Raw genomic sequence first — 23942 nt, 5'->3', positions numbered from 1 at the left:
CTGGATCTCACGGGGCGACAGTGAGCCAGTCGGCGAATCCGGAGGGGTCGTGGCGGCCCAGTGCGCCGTGTTCGAACAGACCCCAGCCCTCGCTGGTCGTTCCGCCTTCGGTGCACACCGCCCGCCCGACGTGGTCGATGACGCCGAAACCGGATCGACCGATGATCGCGGGATCGGTCATATCGTAGGTTCGGCGCTCGGTGAAATTCTCGCCCTTCCACACGCCGTGGATCCAGTCCGGATCACCGCCATAGCCACCGCCGACGTGAATGGGCACCGGCAGTTTGGATTCCACGTCGAAATGCAACTCCGCGCCGGTGGCCGTCGTCGTGGTGATGGTGGCCCCGGTCGGGATGCGCGTGCCCGAACGGTAGTGGATCTTGACCTGTGGCCAGCCGAGCTGCTCGACACGGCCGTCCTTGAACACCCTGGTGCAGTCGTTGAGGGAGCGGAAACCGTCGGGCGCCTCCTGGATGATCATGACGATGGAGAACTCGTCGAAGGCCATCGGTACGTAGAGCCACCACATGCCCTCGAACGGCGGGTCGGCAGGCCGGCCCGCGGGTTCGGCCTCGCCGATGGGACGGATGCCCCAGGACCGATCGCGGGAGCCGATCCAGGTAGCGGGATCGACCGTGATGCGCTCACCGTCGATGTCGAGATGCCCACTCCAGGAACCCAACTGGGCAAAACGCTGAGCGTTCAAGGTCACCCGGTTGCCTTGGCGCATCAGGTGCGGTTGTTCCTGCACCACGTCACACAGACCGTTCCAGGTGAGATCGACGGCGATTCCCTCGGTGTCATCCATGGTGATCCGCAACTGTTGCAGCGGTTCGGCGACGTCGACCCGGTAGGAATTGACATGCTGGTGCAAGCGATCCTGGTCGATGGCATCGGACAGGTGCACCGCGGTCTGGGTGTCGCCGCGGCGGATCAGGACGAAGGCGTCCTTGACGCCGAGGTTCGGGTAGTAGCCGATGCCGGAGATGAGGAAGATGTCTCCGGTCCGGTCGTGTGCGTTGAAGTAGGACCGATCGTAGAAATTGCGGTCCGATGATCCCGGCCATGCGATCGGTTGCGGTACCTGGTGAATCGGGAACTCATCCATCGGTCCGAGCATCAGTTCTCCTCAAGCAGTCGTCGGAGCAGGGAAGCGTGGTAGAACGTCGACTCCACGTCGTCTGGGGAATCCATCTCGCCGAAATGCACACGGCGCGCGGTGGTACGCATGAACACGCAGCACCAGATGACCCCGGAGTAGATGTAGAACCAGCGCAGATCCCCGAGCGTCACCCCGGTCAGCTGTTCGTAGGTCGCGCGCACATCGTCCTCGCGCAGGACATCCGGTAAGCCGGGAAGGCCGGCAAGTCCGGCGAGTTCCTGGAAGACCATGTGCGCGAAGATGAGCCACGCGACATCGAGTTCGCGCGGGCCGACGGTCGCCATCTCCCAATCGAGCACCGCGACCGGTCGGAAGTCCTCGTACAGCACATTGCCTACCCGCGAATCGCCCCACACCAGTACCGGTGTGCCGGATGCGGCATCGGTCGGGAAGTTCTCGTCGAGCCACGTCAGCGCCTGCTCGACAAGGGGGGAGCGGCCGATATCGGCGACGGCGAACTCGTACCATTGCCTGAGCCAGCCGAAATGGCGACGCAGTGGTGAATCGCCCGGAGGGTCGGCCTCGGAGAGGAAGGAGAAGCGCTGTGCGGCATCCGGTATCGCGTGCAGTTTCGCCAGTACCTCGACTGTGGCGTCCTGTAATTCGCGGCGGCGTGCCTGCGAAGCGTCGGCGAACCAGTTGCCACCGAAGGTATAGGGCATGACATCGGGCGGGACCTCGCCGGGCACGCGGTCCATCAGGAAGAACGGGGTGCCCAGCACCTCGCCGCCGTTGTCGATCCATCGCACCGTGGGTACCGGGACGTCGGTGAGTTCGCCGACGAGACGCATGAGGTCGAATTGATGATCAAGTCGGTAGGCGGAGAAGACGGGTACATCGGCCGCGGTGGGGGCAACGCGGGCGACAAGGGGATGCTCGTCCGCACCCCAGCGCGCGGTCAACAGGATGGTCTCCGACGACATCCCGTTGGCGTCGATGCCGCTTTCGAGGACGACCTGCGGTGCCGGACGCTCGGGTACCTGGGTTGCCAGCCAGTGCGACAGGACATCGGGCAGCGTGCTGGTATCGCGGGTGGAGCGCTGCAGACGGCTGACATCCTCGACAGCCGGGTCATTGGCCACGATGCTTCCTTCCGATCCGAATTACGATACGCTGGGTAGCGTTATGAAATCAGACTTGCCATCGGTTGACAAGGGTGCCGGGCGGCCGCGCGACCCGCGGATCGATGCCGCCATCCTGTCGGCGACAGTGGACCTGCTGGTCGAGATCGGCTACGCCAACCTGACCATGGCGGCGGTCGCGGAGCGGGCGGGAACGACCAAGACGGCCTTGTACAGGCGGTGGTCGAGCAAGGCGGAACTGGTGCACGAGGCGGCGTTCCCGACGGCGCCCACCGCCCTGAACATGCCCGAGGGCGATATCGCCTCCGACGTGCGAGCGATGATCGCGGCGGCAGGCGCGGTGTTCACCAGTCCGGTGGTGCGGGCAGCGCTGCCCGGACTCATCGCGGACATGGCCGCCGATCCCGACCTCAACGACCGGGTGATGAGTCGGTTCACCGGGCTGTTCGAGGTGGTCCGGTTGCGTCTGGTGCACGCCGTCGAACGTGGCGAGGTGCTCGAAAGCGTCGATCCGCAGCGGCTCATCGAATTGATCGGCGGCGCCACGTTGTTGCGCATGCTGCTCACGCCGGGCCAGGAGCTAGACGATCAATGGGTGCAGCAGACCACGGCCATCGTGGTCAACGGCATCGTCCTGTGATCCGAGACCGATCACCCCGACCGACCCCGATGTGTGACACCCGCCCCGCGGGCGCCATGCGTATGGTCGAGACGTAAAGGCTGTTCGCGTCATCTGTCGAAAGGTGTGCCTCGTCGTGTCCGTGTTGTCGACCCCCTTGATCGCCGACACCCTGGCCCGGTTGTTCTCCCGGTTGGTGAATCCGAGCCCCAAGCAGGCAGTGCGCTTTGCCGATATCCCGGCCCGGGTCAGTACGGTCAGCATCCCGACCCGCCACGGCGAGACCGCGGCCGATGTCTACCTCCCCGACGGTGAACCCGACGGCGTGTACGTCAACATCCACGGGGGCGGCTTTGTCGTGGGACACCGCGATCAGGACGATCCGTGGTGCCGGTTCCTGGCCGCCCGCGCCAACGTCGTCGTCGTCAACACCGACTACCTGCTGGCCCCCGAGCACCGCTTCCCGATCGCCGTCGAGCAGCTCTACGACGTCGTCACCTGGGCCGGTGCCGCCGAACGGGACTGGCCGGGCGAGCGATTGTGCGTGGGTGGCCAGAGCGCTGGGGGCAATCTGTCCGCTTCGGTATCCCGGCTGAGTCTCATCCACGGTGGTCCGACGATCGCCCTGCAGGTGCTGCATTACGCGCCGCTGGACCTGGTGACCGCAACCGGGCACAAGAGATCTCCCCGAGGTGCGCAGGCGATCATGAAACCGTGGATGGGTGAGGTCTTCGATACCGCCTACATCCCCGACCGGAAACGCCGCCGCGACCCGCTGGCTTCACCGGCATGGGGTGACAATGCCGACGAGATCGCAGGCATCGCACCGGCACTGGTGATCGCCTGCGAGTACGACCGGTTGCGTGACGAAGCCGCGGAGTACGCCAAGAGCCTCGACGCGGTCGCAGCGCTGGTCGACTACGTGGAGGTGCCCGATGTCGACCACGGATACAACATCATGAGCGACGCCGTGGATGTCACCCGCGGCATGTACGAGTTGATCGCCGGGCGGGTGCGCGACGCGGTGAGTTAACGCACGAACTGTTGCGCGTCGTTCGCCAGGTCCAGCAGCGGTTGGGGGAGCGCACCGAGGGCGAACGTGACCGCGGCGGTCACCGTCACCGCACCGGTGGTGAACACACTCGGGGCCACCACCTCGGGTGCATCCGCGGGCGGATCGGTGAAGAACATCAGCACGATCACCCGCACATAGAAATAGGCGGCCACCGCGCTGGCGATCACGCCGACGACCACCAACGCACCGGCCCCGCCCTGGGCCGCGGCCTTGAACACCGCGAACTTGCTGACGAACCCACTGGTCAGTGGGATGCCCGCGAAGGCCAACAAGAACAGCGAGAACACCACGCCCACCACCGGATACCGCCGGCCCAAACCGGCCCATTGCGCCAGCGAGGTCTCCTCCTCGCCATCGGCACGGCGCACCAATCCGGCCAGCGCGAACGCGCCCAGGGTGCTGAAACCGTAGGCGAACAAATAGAACAGCGTTGCCGACACCCCGGCATCGTCGAGTGCGATCACGCCGGTGAGGATGAATCCGGTGTGGGCGACCGCCGAGTAGGCCAACATGCGCTTGACATCGCTCTGACTGACGGCGGTGAGCGTACCGACGACCATGGTGACGATGGCGATGATCCACATCATCGGCCGCCAGTCGGCCGCCAGACCCGGAAGCGCGACGTAGAAGATACGCAACATCGCACCGAATGCCGCGATCTTGGTCGCCGCCGCCATGAACGCCGTCACCGGCGTCGGGGCACCCTGGTACACATCCGGAATCCACGAATGAAAAGGAACGGCACCGACTTTGAACAGGATGCCGACCGCCAGCAGTCCGGCACCCGCCAGGGCCAACGCCGGTCCGCCCGCGGGCTGCGGGCCGTCACCGGCGATCGCGTTGGCGATATCGTCGAGTCCGAAGCCGCCGGCATAGCCGTACAACAACGCGATCCCGTACAGGAAGAACGCCGAGGCGAACGCTCCGAGCAGGAAGTACTTGAGCGCGGCCTCCTGTGAGACCAACCGCCGCCGTCGGGCCAGCCCGCACATCAGGTACAGCGGCAGCGACAACACCTCCAGGGCCACGAACATCGTCAACAGGTCGTCGGCGGCGCCGAAGATCATCATGCCCGCCAACGCCAACATCATCAGCGGGAAGATCTCGGTCTGCGCCACAACGGCTTTGGCGGCGACCTTTTCAGCCACGCTTCCCGGTACCGCGGCGGCCTGCGGGGTGAAACCGTCCAGTCCGCCGCCGGCCGAGGCGGGGATGCGGCGCTCGGCGGCCAGCAGCACACCGAGGATGCCGATCAACAGCAACAGTCCCTGCAAGAACAGCGCCGGCCGGTCGACGGCCAGCGAGCCCACCGCGGCACTGTTGCCCGGCGAGGATCCCAGTCCGGCCGTCACCGACACCACCGCGACCAGCGCCCCGATCTGCCCGCCTAGCGCCAGTACGAGCTGGGTGCCGTAGCGAAGGCGGCGGGGGACGAAGGCTTCCACCATGATGCCTGCCACCGCGACGCCGAGGATGATCAGAAGCGGTGCCAGTTGCCCGTATTCGATATGCGGCGCCTCGACGTTCATCGGCCGTCTCCTTCCGCGGTGGCGGGCCTCGGATCCTGCACGTCGATCGTGGTCAGCGTGTGGGTGACGGCGGGATTGATGACATCGAGCGCAGGCTTGGGGTAGATGCCCAGCACGAGCAGCAGCACGATCAGCGGTGCCACCACGATCAGTTCGCGGGGGACCAGGTCGCGTAGTGACTCGTTGCCGCGTGCCACCGGCCCGGTCATCATCCGCTGGTAGGCCCACAGGATGTAGATCGCCGACAACACCAGCGCCAGTGCGGCGATGACCGCCAGCGCCGGGAACCGGCTGAATGTGCCGATCAACACCAGGAACTCACTGATGAACGGGCCGAGCCCCGGTAGCGACAGGGTGGCCAGGCCCGCGACCAGGAATGTGCCGGCCAGCACCGGTGCCACCTTCTGGATCCCGCCGTAATCCGCGATGAACCGGGACCCCCTGCGCGACACCAGGAATCCGGCGATCAGGAACAGGGCGGCGGTGGAGATGCCGTGGTTGACCATGTACAGCGTGGATCCCGACTGACCCTGGCTGGTCAGCACGAAGATGCCGAGGATGATGAACCCGAAGTGCGATATCGACGTGTAGGCGATCAGCCGCATCACATCGGTCTGTCCGATCGCGACGACGGCACCATAGATGATGCCGATGACGGCCAGCGTGATGATCACCGGTTGGAACGTCTTGGTGGCATCGGGAAACAGCTGTAGGCAGTACCGCAGCATGCCGAAGGTGCCGACCTTGTCGACGATGGCCATCATCAGCACCGCGGTCGCCGGGGTGGATTCGACCGCGGCGTCGGGCAACCAGCGATGGAACGGCCACAACGGCGCCTTCACGGCGAAGGCGAACATGAAGCCGAGGAACAGCGCGTTGAGCAAGGCGGGATCGACGGCCAGCTGACCGCTCTGCACGGCCGCCACGATCGCCCGGAAATCGAAAGTGCCGCCGAGGTCGTCGAGGGTGACGACGTAGAGCCCGATCACCGCGGCCAGCATGATGAGCCCGCCGAACAGGTTGTACAACAGGAACTTCACGGCCGCGGCACTGCGATGTGCCCCGCCGAACCCGCCGATCAGGAAGTACATCGGAATGAGCATGGCTTCGAAGAACACATAGAACAGCAGCACGTCGAGCGCCACCAGCGAGATGAGCACCATGCCCTCGACGGCCAGCGTCAGGGCCAGATAGGTCTGGCTGGACCGCGCGCGGCTGTCGTCCCGGGCGTCGTTCCAGCCCGCCACGATCAGCAGCGGTACCAACACCGCGGTCAGCACGACCAGCGCCAGCGCGATACCGTCCAGGCCCAGGATGTAGCCCGTGCCGAAGCTCGGGATCCAGGGATGGTCCTCGACGAACTGGAACTGCGGCCCGGCCGGATCGAACCTCACGGCCAGCAGTGCCGCGACGGCCAGGACGGCCAGGGACACCGCAAGCGCGGCCCACCGGGCAAACACCTTGGAGGGCAGCAGGATCACGATCGCGGCCCCGACCATCGGCACCGCCCACAGTGCGGTCAGCCAGCCGACCCCGGTCACCAGATCCTCACCATCAGTATCGCCCCGATCACCAGGACCGTGCCGGCCAGCATGGACAGTGCATATGACCGGGCGAACCCGGTCTGCCATCTCCGCAATCGTTGCGAGGCGTCGGAGATGACGGTGGCCAACCCACGGGTGGCGCCCTCGACGATGTCCTCGTCGATCTCGACCAGACCGGCGGTCACCCGCTGACCGGGACGCATCAGGACCCGTTCGTTGAGTGCGTCGCCGTAGAGGTCGTTGCGGGCGGCGATGGTCAACGCCGAACCGGCCGGTGCGATCTCGGGAACCTGCTGGTTGGCGTACATCCGATAGGCGATCCCGATGCCGACCGCCACCACCGTCAGGATGATGACCGTCATCACCCATACCGGCATGATGTGGTGCACCTCGTGCACTCCGACCACGGGTTCCAGCCAGTGCGCCAACCCACCGCCGACCGCCAGCACCGCGCCGGCGCCGACGGATCCGATGGCGAGGATGACCATGGGTGCGGTCATGACCGCCGGCGACTCGTGCGGGTGAGTGGTGTGCTCATCCCAGCGCCGCTCGCCGAAGAACGTCATCAACATGACCCGGGTCATGTAGAAGGCGGTGATCCCGGCACCCAGCAGGGCCGCTCCGCCGAGCAGGATACCTCTGACTCCGCCTGCGCCGAAGGCGGTTTCGATGATGGCATCCTTGGAGAAGAACCCCGCGAACGGAGGAACGCCGATGATGGCGAGATAACCGAGGCCGAACGTGACGAACGTGATCGGCATGACCGAGCGAAGCCCGCCGAACCGGCGCATATCTGTCTGGTCGTTCATCCCGTGCATCACCGACCCGGCACCGAGGAACAACCCGGCCTTGAAGAAGCCGTGGGTGATCAGGTGCATGATGGCCACCGCGTAGCCGGCCGGGCCGAGACCGGCGGCCAGCACCATGTAACCGATCTGGCTCATCGTCGAGGCCGCCAGTGCCTTCTTGATATCGTCCTTGGCACAACCGATCACCGCGCCGAACAGCAGCGTGACCGCGCCGACGATGGTGACGGCGACCTGCGCGCCGGGCGCCAGGTTGAACACCGGTCCCGAGCGCACGATCAGATACACCCCCGCGGTGACCATGGTGGCGGCGTGGATGAGCGCCGACACCGGCGTCGGACCCTCCATCGCATCACCGAGCCAGGACTGCAGCGGCACCTGGGCCGATTTGCCGCACGCCGCGAGCAGTAGCAGCAATCCGATGGCGGTGAGCGTGCCCTCCGACAGTTGCGGGGCGGCGGCGAATACGCCTGCGTACGATACGGTTCCGGTCGAGGAGAACATCACCATCAGCGCGACCGCCAGACCGATATCGCCGACCCGGTTGACCACGAAGGCCTTTTTGGCCGCCGTCGCGGCACTCGGCTTGTGCGACCAGAAGCCGATCAGCAGGTATGAGGCCAGCCCGACGCCCTCCCAGCCCATGTAGAGCCCCAGGAAGTTGTCGGCGAGCACCAGCAGCAGCATCGCCGCCAGGAACAGGTTCAGGTAGGCAAAAAATCGTCGACGACCGACGTCCGCCCTCATATAGCCCACCGAGTACAGGTGGATCAACGAACCGACCCCGGTGATCAACAGTACGAAACAGATCGAGAGCGCGTCGACCTGCAACCCGAAATCCACCCGTAGCTGTCCGACCGGCACCCACGTGAACAGCGTCTGGGTGACGGTGCGGTCCTCGGCGGCGCGCCCGAGCAGATCGACGAACAGCAGCACACCCAGAACGAACGATCCGAAGGCGGCGGCACATCCGAGCAGGTGGCCCCACCGGTCGGTGGCGCGGCCGCCGAGGAGCAGCACGGCAGACCCCGCCAACGGCAGCGCGATCAGCAGCCAGCTCAGCGTGCCCATATCAGTTCTTCAGCAGACTGGCCGCGTCCACCGAGGCGGACTGACGGGCCCGGAAGATCGCCATGATGATCGCCAGGCCGACGACCACCTCGCAGGCGGCAACCACCATCACGAAGAACGCGACGACCTGACCGTCGAGATTGCCGTGCATCCTCGCGAAGGTGACGAAGGCCAGATTCGCCGCGTTCAACATCAGCTCGACACACATGAACATCACGATGGCGTTGCGGCGCAGCAAGACTCCGGCGGCTCCGACGGTGAAGATCAGCGCGGAGAGGTACAGGTAGTTCGCCGGGTTCATGATTCGCGCCCCCGCGATGCGCTGTTTCGCGGGACGAGGACCGAACTGACCGAGGTCGGTGCGGCGGTGCCGTCGGGCAGCCGCGCGGGCATGTCGACGGCGTTGTGCCGGGCATACACACCGGGATTGGGCCGTGGTGTCGGATACCCGCCGGGTCCGAACCGCTCGGTGGCCAGCTCGCGCTGGGTCTTGCGCCGGTCGAAGCGCTCCCGGTGCGCCAGCAGCATCGCGCCGACCGCCGCGGTGATCAGCAGCGCGCTGGTGAGCTCGAACGCCCAGACGTAGCGGGTGAAGATCAGCACCGCCAGGCCCTCGACATTGCCTCCGGCATTCGCTTCGGCCAGTCCGGTGAAGCCACCCACGGTTCCGCCCACCGAGGCGCTGCCGATACTGCCGACCAACAGGACACCGAACCCCAACCCGGCAATGACGGCCGCAACCCGCTGGCCGCGCAGGGTTTCCACGAGTGATTCCGAGGAGTCCACTCCGATGAGCATCAGCACGAACAGGAACAGCATCATCACCGCGCCCGTGTAGACGACGATCTGTACCACCCCCAGGAACACCGCGTCCTGGGCGATGTAGAGCACCGCGAGGTTGATCATGGTGACGGCGAGGAACAACGCGGAATACACCGCCTTCGGCGCCGCCACCACGCCGATGGCCGCCGCCAGCGCCAGGGCCCCGAGCACCCAGAACACCACTGCCTCACCGGTCGACGTCACCGTCATCGGGTCGTCTCCGGTTGCCGGGTGAGTCCGTCGGAGCGGATGTTGCCGCGGTAGTAGTCCTCGTCGGTGCTGCCCTCGGCCATGGCGTGGGGCGGTGCGGTCATGTCCGGGGCCAGCGGCGCCAGCAGCTTGTCCTTGCCGTAGATCAGGTCCGCACGATTGTCGTCGGCCATCTCGTAATCGTTGGTCATCGTCAGCGCCCGGGTGGGGCAGGCCTCGATGCACAACCCGCAACCGATACAGCGCAGGTAATTGATCTGGTACACGCGCCCGTATCGCTCTCCGGGGGAGAAGCGTTCCTCGGCGGTGTTGTCGGCCCCTTCGACGAAGATGGCATCGGCCGGACATGCCCAGGCGCACAGCTCGCAGCCGATGCACTTCTCCAGGCCGTCGGCGTACCGGTTCAGCTGATGCCTGCCGTGATAACGCGCAGCGACCGGCCCGGGTTTCTCCGGGTACTGCTCGGTGATCGGTTTGCGCAGCATCGCCTTGAACGTGACACCGAACCCGGCAAGTGCGTCACCGACCTTGGACATCGGAGTACTCCTTCGGTTGCGTGCGCGGCGGACTCGGAATGGGGGGAATCGGGAAGGAACGCACCGCTTGGGGATCGGTGGGCAACGTGAAGTGCGGGATGGCGCGCCGGCGCACCGCGCGCCGGATGATGACCACGACGGCCAGGACGGCGATCGCCGCACCGCTGACCGCCGCCGTCGTCCAGGCCGGGGCGCCCTGGTTACGCAGGGTCTTGGTGACCGAGACGACCACGATCCAGGCCAGCGACAGCGGGATGAGTACCTTCCAGCCCAGCGTCATGAACTGGTCGTAGCGCATCCGGGGCAGGGTCGCCCGCAGCCACATGAACAGGAACAGAAAGCCCCACACCTTCGCGACGAACCACAGCAGCGGCCACCATCCGGTGTTGGCGCCGTCGATCAGGCTGAACGGCAGCGGTGCCTGCCACCCGCCGAGGAACATCGTTGCGGCCAGCGCCGACACGGTCGTCATGTTGACGTACTCGGCCAGCATGAACATGGCGAACTTCAGCGAGGAGTACTCGGTGTGGAAGCCGCCGACCAATTCCCCCTCGGCCTCGGGCAGGTCGAACGGGGCCCGGTTGGTCTCACCGACCATCGAGGTCACGTAGATCAGGAACGACGGCAGCAGCAAGACGACGAACCAGGTGCTGTGCTGGGCGGCAACGATTCCCGAGGTCGACATCGTGCCCGCGTAGAGGAACACCGCCACGAAGGACAGCGCCATCGCGATCTCGTAGGACACCACCTGGGCGCTGGAGCGCAGGCCGCCCAGCAGCGGGTAGGTCGATCCGGAAGCCCAGCCGGCCAGCACGATGCCGTAGACACCGATCGAGGTGACGGCCAGCACGTAGAGCACCGCCACCGGCAGATCGGTCAGCTGCAACGCGGTGGTGTGCCCGAACACCGACACCTCACCGCCCATCGGGATGACGGCGAACGCCATGATCGCCGGGATCACCGAGATCACCGGTGCCATCAGATAGATCGGCTTGTCCACACCGGCCGGGATCAGCCCCTCCTTGAGGGCCAGCTTGATACCGTCGGCGAGGCTCTGCAACAGCCCGAACGGACCTACCCGGTTGGGGCCGAACCGCATCTGCATGCGGCCGAGCACCTTTCGTTCGACCAGGATGGCCACCAGGACGGTGAGCAGCAGGAAGACGAAGATCGCAAGGCATTTCGCGAGCATCAACCACCACGGGTCGTGGCCGAAGGAGTCCAGCGTCGGGTAGGTCATCCGGCCTCGATCCCGACGATGGCACCCAGTGGCGCTTCGAGGGTGCGGTAGACCGCCGCGCCCACCGCGTTCAACGGCACCCACACCACCCGGTCGGGCATCTCGGTGATCGCGACCGGCAGATCCACGGTGCCCCGGTCGGTGGAGATCCGCACCGGATCGCCTTCGGCGCAGCCGATCTCGGCGGCGGTGACCGCCGACAGGCGGGCCACGGCCGGGCGGGCGGTGCCTGCCAGATGAGGTTCACCGACCTGCAGCCGGCCGCCGTCGAGCAGCATCCGCCAGCCGGTCAGTACCGCCTGGCCGGGACCCGGCTCGACCGGATCGGGCTGGATCACCTGCGGAGCGGGCGGTCGGGATCCGGCCCATGGGTGCAACCGGTCGATATCGGCGCGGACGGTTGCGGTGTCGGCCAGGTTCAGATCGACACCGACCTCGTCGGCCAGTGCCGCCAACACGCGCATGTCCGAGGTGGCCGACGGCGGTAACGCTGCCTCGAACGGCCGCTGCCTACCCTCCCAGTTGACGAAGGTGCCCGATTTCTCGACGACCGGCGCGACGGGGAAGACCACATCGGCTCGGTCGGTCACGGGGGAGTGCCGCAATTCGAGGCTGACGACGAACGCCGCGGCGTCGATCGCCGCGGCCGCCTGCTCCGGATCGGGCAAATCGTCGATGTCGACACCGCCGATCAGCAGTGCCTGCAGTGTTCCCGAGGCGGCTGCGGCAAGGATGGCGTCGGTGTCGCGCCCCGGATCGGCGGGGATGTCCTCGACATTCCAGGCGGCGGCCACCTCGGCGCGGGCCCGGTCATCGGCGACGGGCCGCCCGCCGGGCAGCAGATTCGGTGCCGCGCCGACCTCCAGCGCGCCACGATCCCCGGCGCGCCGCGGGATCCACGCGATCCGCGAACCGGTGGCCTCGGCCAGCGTGCACAGCGCCGAACAGGCCCCCGGCGCGGTGGCCAGCCGCTCGCCGGCGAGGATGAGCGTGCCAGGGGGCAGGGCGTCGTGCATGCCGGCCAGCGCGGCGGCCTCGGTTCCCGGTACCGTCATGACGAGCGTGCCACCCATCTTGGTGAGCCCGCGGGTGGCGAACGGTGCGATCGCGGTCACCGGCAGTCCACGCTTGCGGAATGCCTTGCGCAGCCGGAGGAAGACGATCGGTGACTCTTCCTCCGGTTCGAACCCGACCAGCAGCACCGCCGGTGCCGACTCGATATCGGCGTAGCCGACCGCCTGCGGCCTGCCGGCGACGGCGTGGGCCAGGAAGTCGGCCTCCTCGGTCGAGTGCTGGCGGATCCGGAAGTCGATATCGTTGGTGCCCAGCATGATCCGGGCGAACTTGGCGTAGGCCCAGGCGTCCTCCATGGTGGACCGGCCGCCGACCAGCACCCCGGCGCTGCCGGCGGCGGCGGTGAGGCCGCGCACCGCGACGGCGATCGCCTCCGACCAGGAAGCCGGGCGTTGGCTGCCGTCGGGATCACGCAGCAATGGGGTGGTGATCCGATCGCCCTGGGTGGCGTAGGTGAAGGCCCAGCGGCCCTTGTCGCAATTCCACTCCTCATTGACCTCGGGATCGTCACCGGCCAACCGGCGCAGCACCTTTCCGCGCCGGTGATCGGTGCGCTGCGCACAACCCGAGGCGCAGTGTTCGCAGACGCTGGCCGAGGACACCAGGTCGAACGGCCGGGCGCGGAACCGGTAGGCGGTCCCCGTGAGCGCACCGACCGGACAGATCTGCACGGTGTTGCCGGAGAAGTACGAGTCGAAGGCCTCACCGTCGGCGATGCCGACCTGTTGCAGCGCACCGCGTTCCAACAACTCGATGAACGGGTCGCCGGCGATCTGGTCGGAGAACCGGGTGCACCGGGCGCAGAGCACACAACGCTCGCGATCCAGCAGCACCTGTGCCGAGAGGTTGATGGGCTTCGGATAGGTCCGTTTCACATCGGTGAAACGCGAGTCCGCACGACCGTGCGCCATCGCCTGGTTCTGCAGCGGGCACTCGCCACCCTTGTCGCATACCGGGCAGTCCAGCGGATGATTGATCAGCAGCAGCTCCATCACGCCGTGCTGCGCCTTGTCGGCGATCTCGGAGGTCAGCTGGGTGCGCACCACCATGTCCGGGGTGACCGTCGCCGTACAGGACGCCAACGGTTTGCGTTGTCCCTCGACCTCCACCAGGCACTGCCGACACGCCCCGACCGGGTCCAGCAGCGGGTGATCGCAGAAGCGGGGGATCTGGATGCCCATCAGTTCGGCGGCCCGGATGAGCAACGTGCCCTTCGGCACGCTGATCCGGTGGCCGTCGATGGTCAGCGACACCATCTCCACGGCGGTGGTGTCGTTGGTAGGTCCGGCGAGCGTCATGCCCGTGCCCCCTCTTTCTCGGCGAGCAGGCTGATGTACCCCCAAAAGTGGCCATGGCCGGGGGTACACGTGTCTGCTCGCGGGGTCATGGTCACCGGCCGGCCTCCGCCGTGGCGAACACCGTCGACGCGTGCGGGTCGAACGGGCACCCCGACCCCAGATGGGCCAAGTACTCGTCGCGGAAGTACTTGATCGAGGAGATGATCGGGCTCGCGGCGCCGTCACCGAGTGCGCAGAACGATTTGCCGAGAATGGCATCGGAGATGTCGAGCAGCGTGTCGATATCGGTGTCCGTGGCGCGTCCGGTCTCCAGCCGTTCGTAGATCTGGGTCAGCCAGTAGGTGCCCTCCCGGCACGGTGTGCACTTCCCGCAGGACTCGTGGGCGTAGAACTGCGTCCATCGCCGGACCGCACGCACCACACAGGTGGTCTCGTCGAAGATCTGCAACGCCTTGGTGCCCAGCATCGACCCGACACCGGCGACCCCCTCGTAATCCAGTGGTACGTCCAGGTGTTCGGCGGTCAGAAGCGGTGTCGACGATCCGCCCGGGGTCCAGAACTTCAACTCGTGGCCGGCCCGCACCCCGCCCGCGTAGTCGAGTAGTTCGCGCAACGTGATACCCAGGGGTGCCTCGTATTGACCCGGTTGGGTGACGTGTCCGGACAGCGAGTACAGGGTGAAACCGGGGGACTTGTCCGAACCCATCGAACGGAACCAGTCGACCCCGCCGGCGACGACGGCGGGCACACTCGCGATCGATTCGACATTGTTGACCACCGTCGGGCGGGCATACAGGCCCGCGACGGCGGGGAACGGCGGCCGCAACCGGGGCTGGCCGCGCCGGCCCTCCAAGGAGTCCAGCAGGGCGGTCTCCTCACCGCAGATGTAGGCACCCGCCCCGGCGTGCACCACCAACTCGAGTCCTGCTCCGAGGTAACCGGCGTCGTAGGCCTCGGCGACCGCACCCTGCAACCGGCGCAGCACCGGCACCACCTCACCGCGCAGATAGATGAACGCATGTTCGGCGCGGATGGCGTGCGCGGCGATGATCGCGCCCTCGACCAGCACGTGCGGATTGGCCATCAGCAGCGGGATGTCCTTGCAGGTGCCGGGTTCGGACTCGTCGGCGTTGATCACCAGGCACTTGGGCTTGGGGTCCTCCTGGTTGATGAACGACCATTTCTGTCCGGTGGGGAACCCGGCCCCACCGCGACCGCGTAGTCCGGCCTCCTTGACCATCGCGATGAGTGCGTCGGGATCCATCGACAGGGCCGTGCGCATGGCCTCGTAGCCGCCACGGCGACGGTAGCCCGCAAGCGTCCAGGAGTCGGCATCATCCCAGTGCGCGCTGAGTACCGGAGCCAGGGTCACCGACGGTCCCCGTTCCTGGGCGGCAAGTCTTCTGACGGTGCCGGTGCGGGCTGATCGCGCACCGATTCCTCGGTGAGGCGTTCGTCGTCCGGTGTCTGGACCCGAGCCGGTGTGCCGGACTCGGGTGCGGTCATACCGCGCTCGCGGGCGATGCGCAGGCCCGCCAGGGTTGCCTGCCCCGGGGCGCCGTCATTGGCACCGGGACGTTCGTCGGGAAATCCGGCGAGGATGCGGGCGGTCTGTTTGAACGTGCACAGCGGTGCGCCGCGGCTGGGTGTCACCTGGGTGCCGGATCGGAGGGTGTCGACGAGATCACGTGCCGTGGAGGGTGTTTGGTTGTCGAAGAACTCCCAGTTCACCATGATGACCGGTGCGAAGTCACATGCCGCGTTGCATTCGATGTGCTCCAGGGTGATCGACCCGTCCGCGGTGCTCTGCCCGGCGTGGACGCCGAGGTGGTCCTGCAGGATCTCCAGGATCGCGTCACCGCCCATGACCGCGCACAGGGTATTGGTGCACACCCCGACCAGATACTTCCCGGTGGGGGTGCGACGGTACATCGAATAGAACGTGGCGACCGCGGTCACCTCGGCCGGGGTCAGTGCGAGTTGTCCGGCGCAGAAGGCGATACCGGCAGGGGTGAGGTAACCGTCCTGCGACTGCACCAGATGAAGCAGGGGAAGCAGGGCCGAGCGGGCCACCGGGTAGCGCGCGATGATCTGGGCGGCATCGGCGGACAGGCGGGCCGTCACCTCCTCGGAATAGGACGTGGGCCCGGCGCCGATCGGAGGGCCTGCCTCGTCGGGTCGCTGGCCGAGCGTGAGATCGATGGCTGTCACCTGTCCACACCTCCCATCACCGGGTCGATCGAGGCCACCGCCGATATCGCGTCGGCGACCATGCCGCCCTCGCACATCGCGGCCACCGCCTGCAGATTGGTGAACGACGGATCGCGGTAATGCACCCGGTAGGGCCGGGTTCCGCCATCACTGACCATGTGCACACCCAACTCACCGCGCGGTGATTCGACCGCGACGTACACCTGGCCGGGCGGCACCCGGATACCCTCGGTCACCAGCTTGAAATGGTGGATCAGCGCCTCCATGGAGGAGCCCATGATCTTGGCGATGTGAGCGGGGGAGTTACCGAGGCCGTCCGGGCCGAGCTCCAGGTCGGCGGGCCAGGCGAGCTTCTTGTCGGTGAGCATCACCGGACCGGGCCGCAGCCGCGACACGCACTGCTCGACGATGCGCAGCGACTGCTTCATCTCGTCCACGCGAATCAGATAGCGGCCGTAGGCATCACAACCGTCGTCGGTGCAGACGTCGAAATCGTAGGTCTCGTAACCGCAGTACGGCTGGGCGCGGCGCAGATCGTGCGGCAACCCCGTGGAGCGCAGCACCGGACCGGTGATCCCCAGCGCCATGCAACCGGTCAGGTCCAGGTAGCCGATACCCTTGCTGCGGGCCTTCCAGATGTAGTTCTCGCGCAGCATCTTTTCCAGGTCGCGCAGCTGCTCCGGTAGCACCTCCAGCAGTCGGCGCAGCTGTGGCATGGCCTCATCGGGCAGATCGGCGGCCAATCCGCCGGGCCGGATATAGGCGTGGTTCATCCGCAGCCCGGTGATGGTCTCGAACAGCGACAGGATCTCCTCGCGCCCGCGGAAACCGAAGAACATGGCCGACATCGCGCCGAGCTCCATGCCGCCGGTGGCCAGTGCGACAAGATGGCTGGAGATCCGGTTGAGTTCCATGAGCATCACCCGGATGATGCTGGCGCGTTCGGGGATGTCGTCGGTGACACCGAGAAGTTTTTCCACTCCCAGGCAATAGGCCGTCTCGTTGAAGAACGGGGACAGATAGTCCATCCGCGTCACGAAGGTGACACCCTGTGTCCAGGTGCGGTATTCGAGGTTCTTCTCGATCCCGGTGTGTAGGTACCCGATACCGCAGCGGGCCTCGGTGATGGTCTCGCCCTCGATCTCCAGGATCAGCCGCAGCACTCCGTGCGTGGACGGGTGTTGCGGGCCCATGTTGACCACGATTCGCTCGCCGGCGTGCTCACGCGCCGCGGCCACGACCGCATCCCAGTCCTGGCCGCCGACCATCACGACGGGCGGGTCTGTCTCTATCGTCATCAGTTGTAGGACCTCCGCTGGTCGGGCGGCGGTATCTGGGCCCCGTGGTACTCGACGGGGATGCCGCCCAACGGATAGTCCTTGCGCTGCGGGTGCCCCACCCAGTCGTCGGGCATCTCGATGCGCGTCAGCGAGGGGTGCCCGTCGAAGATGATGCCGAAGAAGTCGTAGGTCTCGCGCTCATGCCAATCGGTCGTCGGATAGACCGAGAACAGCGACGGCACATGGGGATCGGCGTCGGGTGCGGTGACCTCCAGCCGGATCCTGCGGTTGTGGGTGATCGACATCAGCGGATAGACGGTGTGCAGTTCGCGGTCCTGCTCATCGGGGAAGTGCACCCCCGAAACCCCCAGGCAGAGTTCGAAGCGCAGGGCAGCGTCATCACGCAGGGTCTGGGCGACGGCCAGCAGGTGCGCTCGGCGCACGTCGATGGTGAGCTCATCGCGGAAGACCACGACGCGTTCGACGGCTTCGGTGAACCCGTCGCGGCCCAGTGTCGCGATCAGCGCGTCGACCACCTCGTCGAAATAGCCGCCGTACGGGCGCGGGGAGCTGCCCGGCAGTGCGACCTCACGGACCAGCCGGCCGTAGCCGGAGGTGTCACCGGTGCCGCTGACACCGAACATGCCGCGGCGGGTGCCGATCACCTCCCGGTCCTGCCCGGTCATCTGTCTGTTCGCTCCGCAAGCGTCGCTCATCGCAGCAGCCCGGTCAGTTCGATGGTCGTCGGCGATGCCAGCGCGGCCTGCTCGGCGGCGGCCACGGCCTCGGCGCGATTCACCCCGAGCGGCATCTCGGCGATCTTGGCGTGCAATTTCAGGATCGCGTTGAGCAGCATCTCCGGCCGGGGCGGACACCCGGGCAGATAGATGTCCACCGGCACCACGTGGTCGACGCCCTGGACGACCGCGTAATTGTTGAACATCCCGCCCGAGGACGCGCAGACACCCATCGCCAGAACCCATTTCGGTTCGGCCATCTGGTCATACACCTGACGCAGGACGGGGGCCATCTTCTGGCTGACCCGGCCGGCGACGATCATCAGATCTGCCTGCCGCGGGGTCGCCGAGAACCGCTCCATGCCGAACCGGGCGATGTCGAAGCGCGGACCGGCGGTCGCCATCATCTCGATGGCGCAGCACGCCAGGCCGAAGGTCGCCGGCCACAGCGAGCCCTTGCGGACATACCCGGCCACCTTCTCCACGGTGGACAGCAGGATGCCGCCCGGCAGTTGTTCCTCTAATCCCATGACAGACCACCTCGCCGCCAGACATAGGCGTAGGCCACGAAGACCGTGAGCATGAACAGCAGCATCTCGACGACTGCGAACAGGCCCAACGAGTCGAAAGACACCGCCCAGGGGTACAGGAACACGATCTCGATATCGAAGATGATGAACAGCATGGCCGTCAGGTAGTACTTGATCGGGAACCGCTGTCCCGTCGCGATCTTGGCGTCCGCGGCGGGCAGTAGCGGCTCGATGCCGCACTCGTAGGCCTCGAGCTTGGCCCGGTTGTAGCGGCGTGGGCCGATGAACGTGGCGATACCCACCGAGACGATGGCGAATACCGCCGCGATCGTCCCGAGCACCAGAATCGGTGTGTAGACGTTCATGCCTGTGCCGCTCTCTCGGAGAAGTGTCGATGTGAGCTAGAACACAGCTTAGACACGTCAACGGTCGAGGCGCCGCATTTCCGATAGGATTTCGGCCATCAGCTACGGTCGCCCGTCCTCATCGGCGAGGACGGCGAACAAGCAACGGCCGCAGCGTATTTCGTGATGGAGTTACGACGCTGACCGGAGCAGGCCGGCAGCCGCCTCGCCGAGCCTGATCGGATCGATCGGATGGGACACCGCCGCCTCGGCGCGTGACCAGGAAGCCAGCCAGGCATCATCGCGGCGTCCGGTCAGCACGAGAATCGGCGGGCATGCCTCGATCTCGTCCTTCAGCTGCTTGGCAAGCCCCATCCCGCCGGTCGGCGTCGCCTCACCGTCGAGAATCAGCAGGTGCAGACCACCCTCGGCAACCCGGGTGAGCACCATCGGGGCGGTCGCCACCTCCAGATAGTTCAGTTCGGGCAGGTCCGGGTGGATCCGCCGGCCCAGCGCAGAGCGCACCCGCTCTCTGGTCCGGCTGTTGGAGCTGTACACCAGAATCCGCAGCTGGGCATCGGGGTCGGCCACACCGCCGATGCTACGGCTGCCGGACGAACACCGCGGCCGCTTCGACGCCTGCCGCATCGCCCATCATGCCCAGCAGGTTGCCGTCCACTCCCAGATTGCGACGGTTGAGCGTCGCTGTCGTGCTCAGCTGCACCGCGCCGCCACCCAGATTGCGGACGTGCACCGGCAGGTCGAGTTCGGATTCGTGACCCTTCACCGTCAGGCGCACATGCAGCGTGACCCAGGACGGCGAGGTGACCTCACCGGACTCCGCCACGACCTCCACGGTGGGGAAGGCTTCGACATCGAAGAAATCGGCCGACCGTAGATGGGCATCGCGGCGCTTGATGCCGGTGCGCACCGACGCCGCATCGATGCGCAGCGTGCCGGTGAGCTTGTCGCCGTCGACCTGCGCGTCGCCGTCGACGGCGTCGAATTCGCTCTTGACGTGGACAAATCCCCAGAAGGTGGGGCTGTGGGTGGTGATGGTGGTGCGCTCGGCATCCAGCCGCCAACGACCAGCCCAGTCCTGCAGGTCCATCTGTGCTCCCTCAGTTGCCCAGCAACGGCGCCATCTCTGCGGGGTCGAAGTACTCGTCGATGCGGGTGATCATCCCGGCGGTACCCACCTTGATAACGATGCATACCCGTAAATGGATCGAAGCGCCATCGCTGGCGTCGGCGTGCAGGATGTGCTGCTGGACGAAACCGCCTTCGAAGAACTGGCGATCGAGGATCTCGTAACGCCGGGCGGCCGTCGCCCGCAGGAACCAGCGGATCACCTTCAGCGCGCGTGCCCGATCGTTGTCGGCGGTGTCACCGCTGTGCCACACCAGGACGTCATCGGCCCACAAAGCCTCGATATCCGGGTAGTCACCACGTTCGATGGCGGCGAACAGACGGTCCGCTACGGCTGCGCTCATATCTGTTGACCTCATCTTTCTTCAGGTTGAACACCGGTGCTGTGCCAGCGATCCGGTATTCGACGCTCTGAACGCACCGCGGGCCCATCCGGTGTCATCATTCGGTGTCGTAGCCCGGATGAGCCACGGCCACGCGCCGCGCCACCAGGGCGTGCAGCACGGGCAGCACGTCGGCGTCGCGGTCGTCGAGATCCCCGCTTCGGATGGCTGCCGCCAGGCTCGCCTCGTCGGCGAAGCCCAGCAGCTCCGGCGCGGGCCCGGTGTCGAGCAACTCCCGTTCGACGGTGCGCAGGGCATTGGCCGCCACCCGAGCGTGGAAGTTCAGCGCACCCGCGTCGGCGAGCGGACTATCCGGCCCCGTCGCCGCGCGTACCTCACCCTCCAGGAACTCAGCGACCGCGGCGACGAGCTCGGCTGCGGTCGGCCGGTAGTGCAGATCGGTCATGCTGCCTCCAACAGGGTGAGCAGGTCGTACTCGGTTTCGCACACCCGGCGTCCGATCGCCGCGAGCTCGACCGAACGGGTCTGCCCGCAGCGGTGCCGCTCGAACTGATAGCGGCAGATGACCCCCCAGCGCAGCGTGGCGGCGACCAGCCACCAGCGCAGCGCGCTGCGGTCGATTGCGGCGCCGCCGGCGGCCTCGTAGGCGGCGACGAAGTCCTCGATGCTGCCGAGCCCGCCGGCGGCGAGCTCGCGCGGGGCGCCGAAGCGCCAGGCCCGGATACAGAACCACGCGAGATCGTCCAGTGCCTCGCCGATGTGGGTGAGCTCCCAATCCAGCACCGCGGCCAATCGGCCGTCGTCGACGATCAGGTTGCCCATCCGGAAATCGCCGTGCACAAGCACCGCGGGTGTACGGGCCGGCCGGTGCCGCTCGAGCCACCGGAAGGCGTATTCGAATACCGCAGTGGTGTCGCCCATCTCGTCGAGCTGGGCCCGCCATTCGTCGAGCGGGTCGGTCGTCGGCAACCCTATGCCGGCCGGGTTCGCGCGGTGGATGGCGGCAAGTGCCTGCGCGCACTGGTCCAACAGTCGCGCGCGGGCCGACGTGTCGAGGGTGCGCTGGATCTTGCGCACGATCGTCTCGCCGCCGATGAAATCGCAGATCAGATAGGGAGTTCCCAGTACCGCGCCGGAATCGTCGGCAGCGAGGACCGCCGGGACGGGCGCGCCGGCTTCCGCGGCCCGCCGCAGCGCTGCCGCCTCCAGTTCCATGCCGGCGTGCACATCGTCGGGCGGACCGGTGCGCAGGATGAGGGCTCGGTCGTCGGCATGGAACGCCCATGTCGCCCGGCTCGCACCGCCGGTGAGCACCCGCAGGTCGGTGACGCGGTTCGCGCCGAGCACCGTGGCCAGCCGGTCGGCCAGCCGTTCGTCGGGCCGCGCGGTCACTTACGGCCGAACTTCAGCATGCGCTGGGCGACGCGGCGGATCTGGATCTCCTCGGCACCCTCGGTGATCCGGTACCGGCGGTGGTGGCGATAGATGTGTTCGAACGGCTCGTGCCGGCTGTAGCCGATACCGCCGTGGATCTGCATGGCGCGGTCGGCTGCCTCGCACACCAGCCGGTTGGCGCGGTAATTCGCCATCGATACCTTGTCCGAGACCTCCATGTGGTGGTCGCGATCCAGGTGCCAGGCTGCGTAATACACCAGCAGACGCACCATTTGGGCCTCGGTCTGCAGCTCGGCCAACGGCCACTGCACGGCCTGGTTCACCGACAGCGGCTTGCCGAACACGACGCGTTCCCCGGCGTAGGCGGCGGCGCGGTCGATACAGTACTGGGCCGCGCCGAGGCTGCTGGCTGCCTGTCGAATCCTGTTCTCGTGCAGGAAGGTCTGACCGACCTCCAGGCCGTGGTCGACGTCGCCGAGCACCGCATCGGACGGCACCCGGACGTCATCGAGCTCGACCTCGCCGTGGTCGCTGGGCATGTTGAACGTCCACCAGTAGTACGGCACGCTGAAACCCGGGGCGTCGGTCGGGACCAGGAACGCGGTGATACCGACCGCCGACCCCGACTCGCCGGACGTCCGGGCGAAGATCAGGTCGTGGGTGGCCCGGTGCACGCCGGTATTCCACCGCTTGGCGCCGTTGATCACCCAGTCGTCCCCGTCGCGGACGGCGGTGGTCTCCAGCCAGGTCGCGTCGCTGCCGTGGTCGGGCTCGGTCAACCCGAAGGCCATCGAGCGGGTGCCGGTCAGTAGGGCTTCGATCCATTCGGCCTTCTGCGCCGCGGTGCCGAACCGACTCATCATGATCACCTGCGGGAAGTTGCCGACGATCGAGGACTCGTCCTGCAGGTCGTTGTGCAGGCCCAGTCCCTTGTGCGCCAGGTGTTCTCGAATGACAGCCATGTCGAGGTTGGAGCCGCCGCGCCCACCGAACTCCTCGGGGAGCCCATATCGCAGCCAGCCCGCGGCATCGGCGCGCCGGCGCATCTCGTCGAGCAGATCTTCCCACTCACGGCGAGGGACCCCACCGTTGTCGAGATCGGTGCGGGCGAACTCACGCCGACGGTCGAAATACTGCATGTTCTCGCGTTCCAGCGGCTTGATCTCGGCCTCGATGAAGGCGTCCATCTCCTGGAGCAGAGCGGGAAGATGTTCCGGTAGCGCGAAATCCACGTTGATCTCTTTCGGTTCAGTTGCCGTACAGGGTTTTCTTCCAGATGGTCGACAGGGTGGTGATGGCGTCGTCATCGCTGATCTGCAGCGCGGTGCCGGGGTTTCCCACCACGACGACGGTGAAGTTCTCGAACAGCAGCGCGATCGCCGCCGCGATGTGTTCGGGCTCCAGGTCTTGGGCGTAACCCTGCTCGCGGGCACGGCGCACCGACTCGGCGACCAGATCCATCCCGAAGCGTCGGAACTCGTACTGCACTTTGGCGAATCGGGGTTGGGTGGCCGCGAGCTGGGCGACGGCGATCATGATGCCGATATTGCGTTTGAAGAGGTTCCAGTATCCGGTGACCACGGTGTGGAAATAGTCGGTGTCGGCGGGCGAATCCGGCAACGGGACCTTGGTTCCGGACGGTTCGACGATATCGTGCAGGAAGGACTGGGCCAGCGAAGCCAGCAGATCCTCCTTGTCGTCGAAGTAACGGTAGAACACCGCAGCGGACTTGCCTGCGGCAGAGGTGATATCGGCCAGTGTGGTGCCGTGGAAACCGCGCTCGGCGAACAGTTTCCGGGCGGCCAGCTCGATGGCCTCCCGGGTTTGGCGGCCTTTGGCAGTCAGGGAGGACGATGGATCCGATGTGGCGGACGGGTGCGCCAT

General features: G+C 66.7%; 25 protein-coding genes. 2 read left to right on the top strand and 23 right to left on the bottom strand.

Features of this window, described 5'->3' with window-relative positions:
• Positions 1–7 precede the first annotated feature (7 nt).
• Together IC40_RS0117340 and IC40_RS0117335 are read right to left on the bottom strand one after the other, a co-directional pair.
• A complete protein-coding gene (locus IC40_RS0117340; protein ID WP_030135965.1) occupies positions 8–1120 on the bottom strand; it encodes an Rv3169 family protein in 1113 nt (370 codons plus the stop codon).
• Positions 1120–2244, bottom strand: a complete 1125-nt coding sequence (locus tag IC40_RS0117335; RefSeq protein WP_030135964.1) for a phosphotransferase family protein — start codon at positions 2242–2244, stop codon at positions 1120–1122. Before IC40_RS0117335 ends, IC40_RS0117340 begins: the two co-directional genes overlap by 1 nt.
• 43 nt (positions 2245–2287) lie before the next feature.
• Between IC40_RS0117335 and IC40_RS0117330 the strand changes: the two genes are divergently transcribed.
• Positions 2288–2884 (top strand): TetR/AcrR family transcriptional regulator, encoded by a 597-nt coding sequence (locus IC40_RS0117330; protein ID WP_030135963.1) that lies wholly within the window; start codon positions 2288–2290, stop codon positions 2882–2884.
• Positions 2885–2999: 115 nt separating this feature from the next.
• Complete coding sequence (locus tag IC40_RS0117325) at positions 3000–3896, top strand: alpha/beta hydrolase (protein WP_030135962.1); 897 nt, start codon at positions 3000–3002, stop codon at positions 3894–3896.
• Here IC40_RS0117325 and nuoN read toward each other — a convergent pair.
• From nuoN to IC40_RS0117220, 21 genes are all read right to left on the bottom strand, one after another.
• A complete protein-coding gene (gene nuoN / locus IC40_RS0117320; protein ID WP_030135961.1) occupies positions 3893–5467 on the bottom strand; it encodes an NADH-quinone oxidoreductase subunit NuoN in 1575 nt (524 codons plus the stop codon). The genes IC40_RS0117325 and nuoN overlap by 4 nt on opposite strands.
• Entirely contained in the window at positions 5464–7011 is a 1548-nt protein-coding gene (locus IC40_RS0117315; protein WP_036470242.1) for an NADH-quinone oxidoreductase subunit M, read from the bottom strand. Before IC40_RS0117315 ends, nuoN begins: the two co-directional genes overlap by 4 nt.
• On the bottom strand, positions 7005–8888 hold the full coding sequence (nuoL, locus tag IC40_RS0117310; protein ID WP_030135959.1) for an NADH-quinone oxidoreductase subunit L: 1884 nt from the start codon (positions 8886–8888) through the stop codon (positions 7005–7007). The genes IC40_RS0117315 and nuoL overlap by 7 nt, the downstream gene beginning before the upstream one ends.
• A 1-nt stretch (position 8889) precedes the next feature.
• On the bottom strand, positions 8890–9189 hold the full coding sequence (nuoK, locus tag IC40_RS0117305) for an NADH-quinone oxidoreductase subunit NuoK (protein WP_030135958.1): 300 nt from the start codon (positions 9187–9189) through the stop codon (positions 8890–8892).
• Positions 9186–9920 (bottom strand): NADH-quinone oxidoreductase subunit J, encoded by a 735-nt coding sequence (locus IC40_RS0117300; protein ID WP_030135957.1) that lies wholly within the window; start codon positions 9918–9920, stop codon positions 9186–9188. The genes nuoK and IC40_RS0117300 overlap by 4 nt, the downstream gene beginning before the upstream one ends.
• Positions 9917–10456 carry an NADH-quinone oxidoreductase subunit NuoI gene (gene nuoI / locus IC40_RS0117295; protein WP_030135956.1) on the bottom strand — a complete coding sequence of 180 codons (540 nt, stop codon included), beginning with the start codon at positions 10454–10456 and terminating at the stop codon, positions 9917–9919. Before nuoI ends, IC40_RS0117300 begins: the two co-directional genes overlap by 4 nt.
• Complete coding sequence (nuoH, locus tag IC40_RS0117290) at positions 10440–11696, bottom strand: NADH-quinone oxidoreductase subunit NuoH (RefSeq protein ID WP_030135955.1); 1257 nt, start codon at positions 11694–11696, stop codon at positions 10440–10442. The genes nuoI and nuoH overlap by 17 nt, the downstream gene beginning before the upstream one ends.
• On the bottom strand, positions 11693–14068 hold the full coding sequence (locus IC40_RS0117285) for an NADH-quinone oxidoreductase subunit G (RefSeq protein WP_030135954.1): 2376 nt from the start codon (positions 14066–14068) through the stop codon (positions 11693–11695). The genes nuoH and IC40_RS0117285 overlap by 4 nt, the downstream gene beginning before the upstream one ends.
• Positions 14069–14159: 91 nt before the next feature.
• Entirely contained in the window at positions 14160–15440 is a 1281-nt protein-coding gene (gene nuoF / locus IC40_RS0117280; RefSeq protein ID WP_030135953.1) for an NADH-quinone oxidoreductase subunit NuoF, read from the bottom strand.
• A complete protein-coding gene (gene nuoE, locus IC40_RS0117275; RefSeq protein ID WP_030135952.1) occupies positions 15437–16279 on the bottom strand; it encodes an NADH-quinone oxidoreductase subunit NuoE in 843 nt (280 codons plus the stop codon). Before nuoE ends, nuoF begins: the two co-directional genes overlap by 4 nt.
• Positions 16276–17577: an NADH dehydrogenase (quinone) subunit D gene (gene nuoD, locus IC40_RS0117270; RefSeq protein ID WP_030135951.1), complete on the bottom strand. Its 1302-nt coding sequence runs from the start codon at positions 17575–17577 to the stop codon at positions 16276–16278. Before nuoD ends, nuoE begins: the two co-directional genes overlap by 4 nt.
• Complete coding sequence (locus tag IC40_RS0117265) at positions 17577–18245, bottom strand: NADH-quinone oxidoreductase subunit C (protein ID WP_234411661.1); 669 nt, start codon at positions 18243–18245, stop codon at positions 17577–17579. The genes nuoD and IC40_RS0117265 overlap by 1 nt, the downstream gene beginning before the upstream one ends.
• A 26-nt stretch (positions 18246–18271) precedes the next feature.
• Complete coding sequence (locus tag IC40_RS0117260) at positions 18272–18826, bottom strand: NuoB/complex I 20 kDa subunit family protein (protein ID WP_019514407.1); 555 nt, start codon at positions 18824–18826, stop codon at positions 18272–18274.
• Complete coding sequence (locus tag IC40_RS0117255; RefSeq protein ID WP_030135949.1) at positions 18817–19191, bottom strand: NADH-quinone oxidoreductase subunit A; 375 nt, start codon at positions 19189–19191, stop codon at positions 18817–18819. Before IC40_RS0117255 ends, IC40_RS0117260 begins: the two co-directional genes overlap by 10 nt.
• Before the next feature lie 171 nt (positions 19192–19362).
• Positions 19363–19761: an Rv3143 family two-component system response regulator gene (locus tag IC40_RS0117250; RefSeq protein ID WP_030135948.1), complete on the bottom strand. Its 399-nt coding sequence runs from the start codon at positions 19759–19761 to the stop codon at positions 19363–19365.
• A 10-nt stretch (positions 19762–19771) separates the two neighbouring features.
• Positions 19772–20281, bottom strand: a complete 510-nt coding sequence (locus IC40_RS0117245; protein WP_030135947.1) for a YceI family protein — start codon at positions 20279–20281, stop codon at positions 19772–19774.
• A gap of 10 nt (positions 20282–20291) precedes the next feature.
• Positions 20292–20663 carry a nuclear transport factor 2 family protein gene (locus tag IC40_RS0117240; RefSeq protein ID WP_110783475.1) on the bottom strand — a complete coding sequence of 124 codons (372 nt, stop codon included), beginning with the start codon at positions 20661–20663 and terminating at the stop codon, positions 20292–20294.
• A 97-nt stretch (positions 20664–20760) separates the two neighbouring features.
• Positions 20761–21108 carry a DUF6285 domain-containing protein gene (locus tag IC40_RS28295; RefSeq protein ID WP_030135945.1) on the bottom strand — a complete coding sequence of 116 codons (348 nt, stop codon included), beginning with the start codon at positions 21106–21108 and terminating at the stop codon, positions 20761–20763.
• Positions 21105–22055, bottom strand: a complete 951-nt coding sequence (locus IC40_RS0117230) for a phosphotransferase family protein (RefSeq protein ID WP_030135944.1) — start codon at positions 22053–22055, stop codon at positions 21105–21107. Before IC40_RS0117230 ends, IC40_RS28295 begins: the two co-directional genes overlap by 4 nt.
• Positions 22052–23290, bottom strand: coding sequence for an acyl-CoA dehydrogenase family protein (locus IC40_RS0117225; protein WP_030135943.1), 1239 nt, complete (start codon positions 23288–23290; stop codon positions 22052–22054). The genes IC40_RS0117230 and IC40_RS0117225 overlap by 4 nt, the downstream gene beginning before the upstream one ends.
• A gap of 16 nt (positions 23291–23306) precedes the next feature.
• Positions 23307–23942 (bottom strand): TetR/AcrR family transcriptional regulator, encoded by a 636-nt coding sequence (locus tag IC40_RS0117220; RefSeq protein WP_030135942.1) that lies wholly within the window; start codon positions 23940–23942, stop codon positions 23307–23309.

It is taken from the genome of Mycolicibacterium neoaurum ATCC 25795 (assembly GCF_000691525.1).
Classification (GTDB): domain Bacteria; phylum Actinomycetota; class Actinomycetes; order Mycobacteriales; family Mycobacteriaceae; genus Mycobacterium; species Mycobacterium neoaurum.
This window is presented reverse-complemented; position numbering and strand designations above follow the sequence as displayed.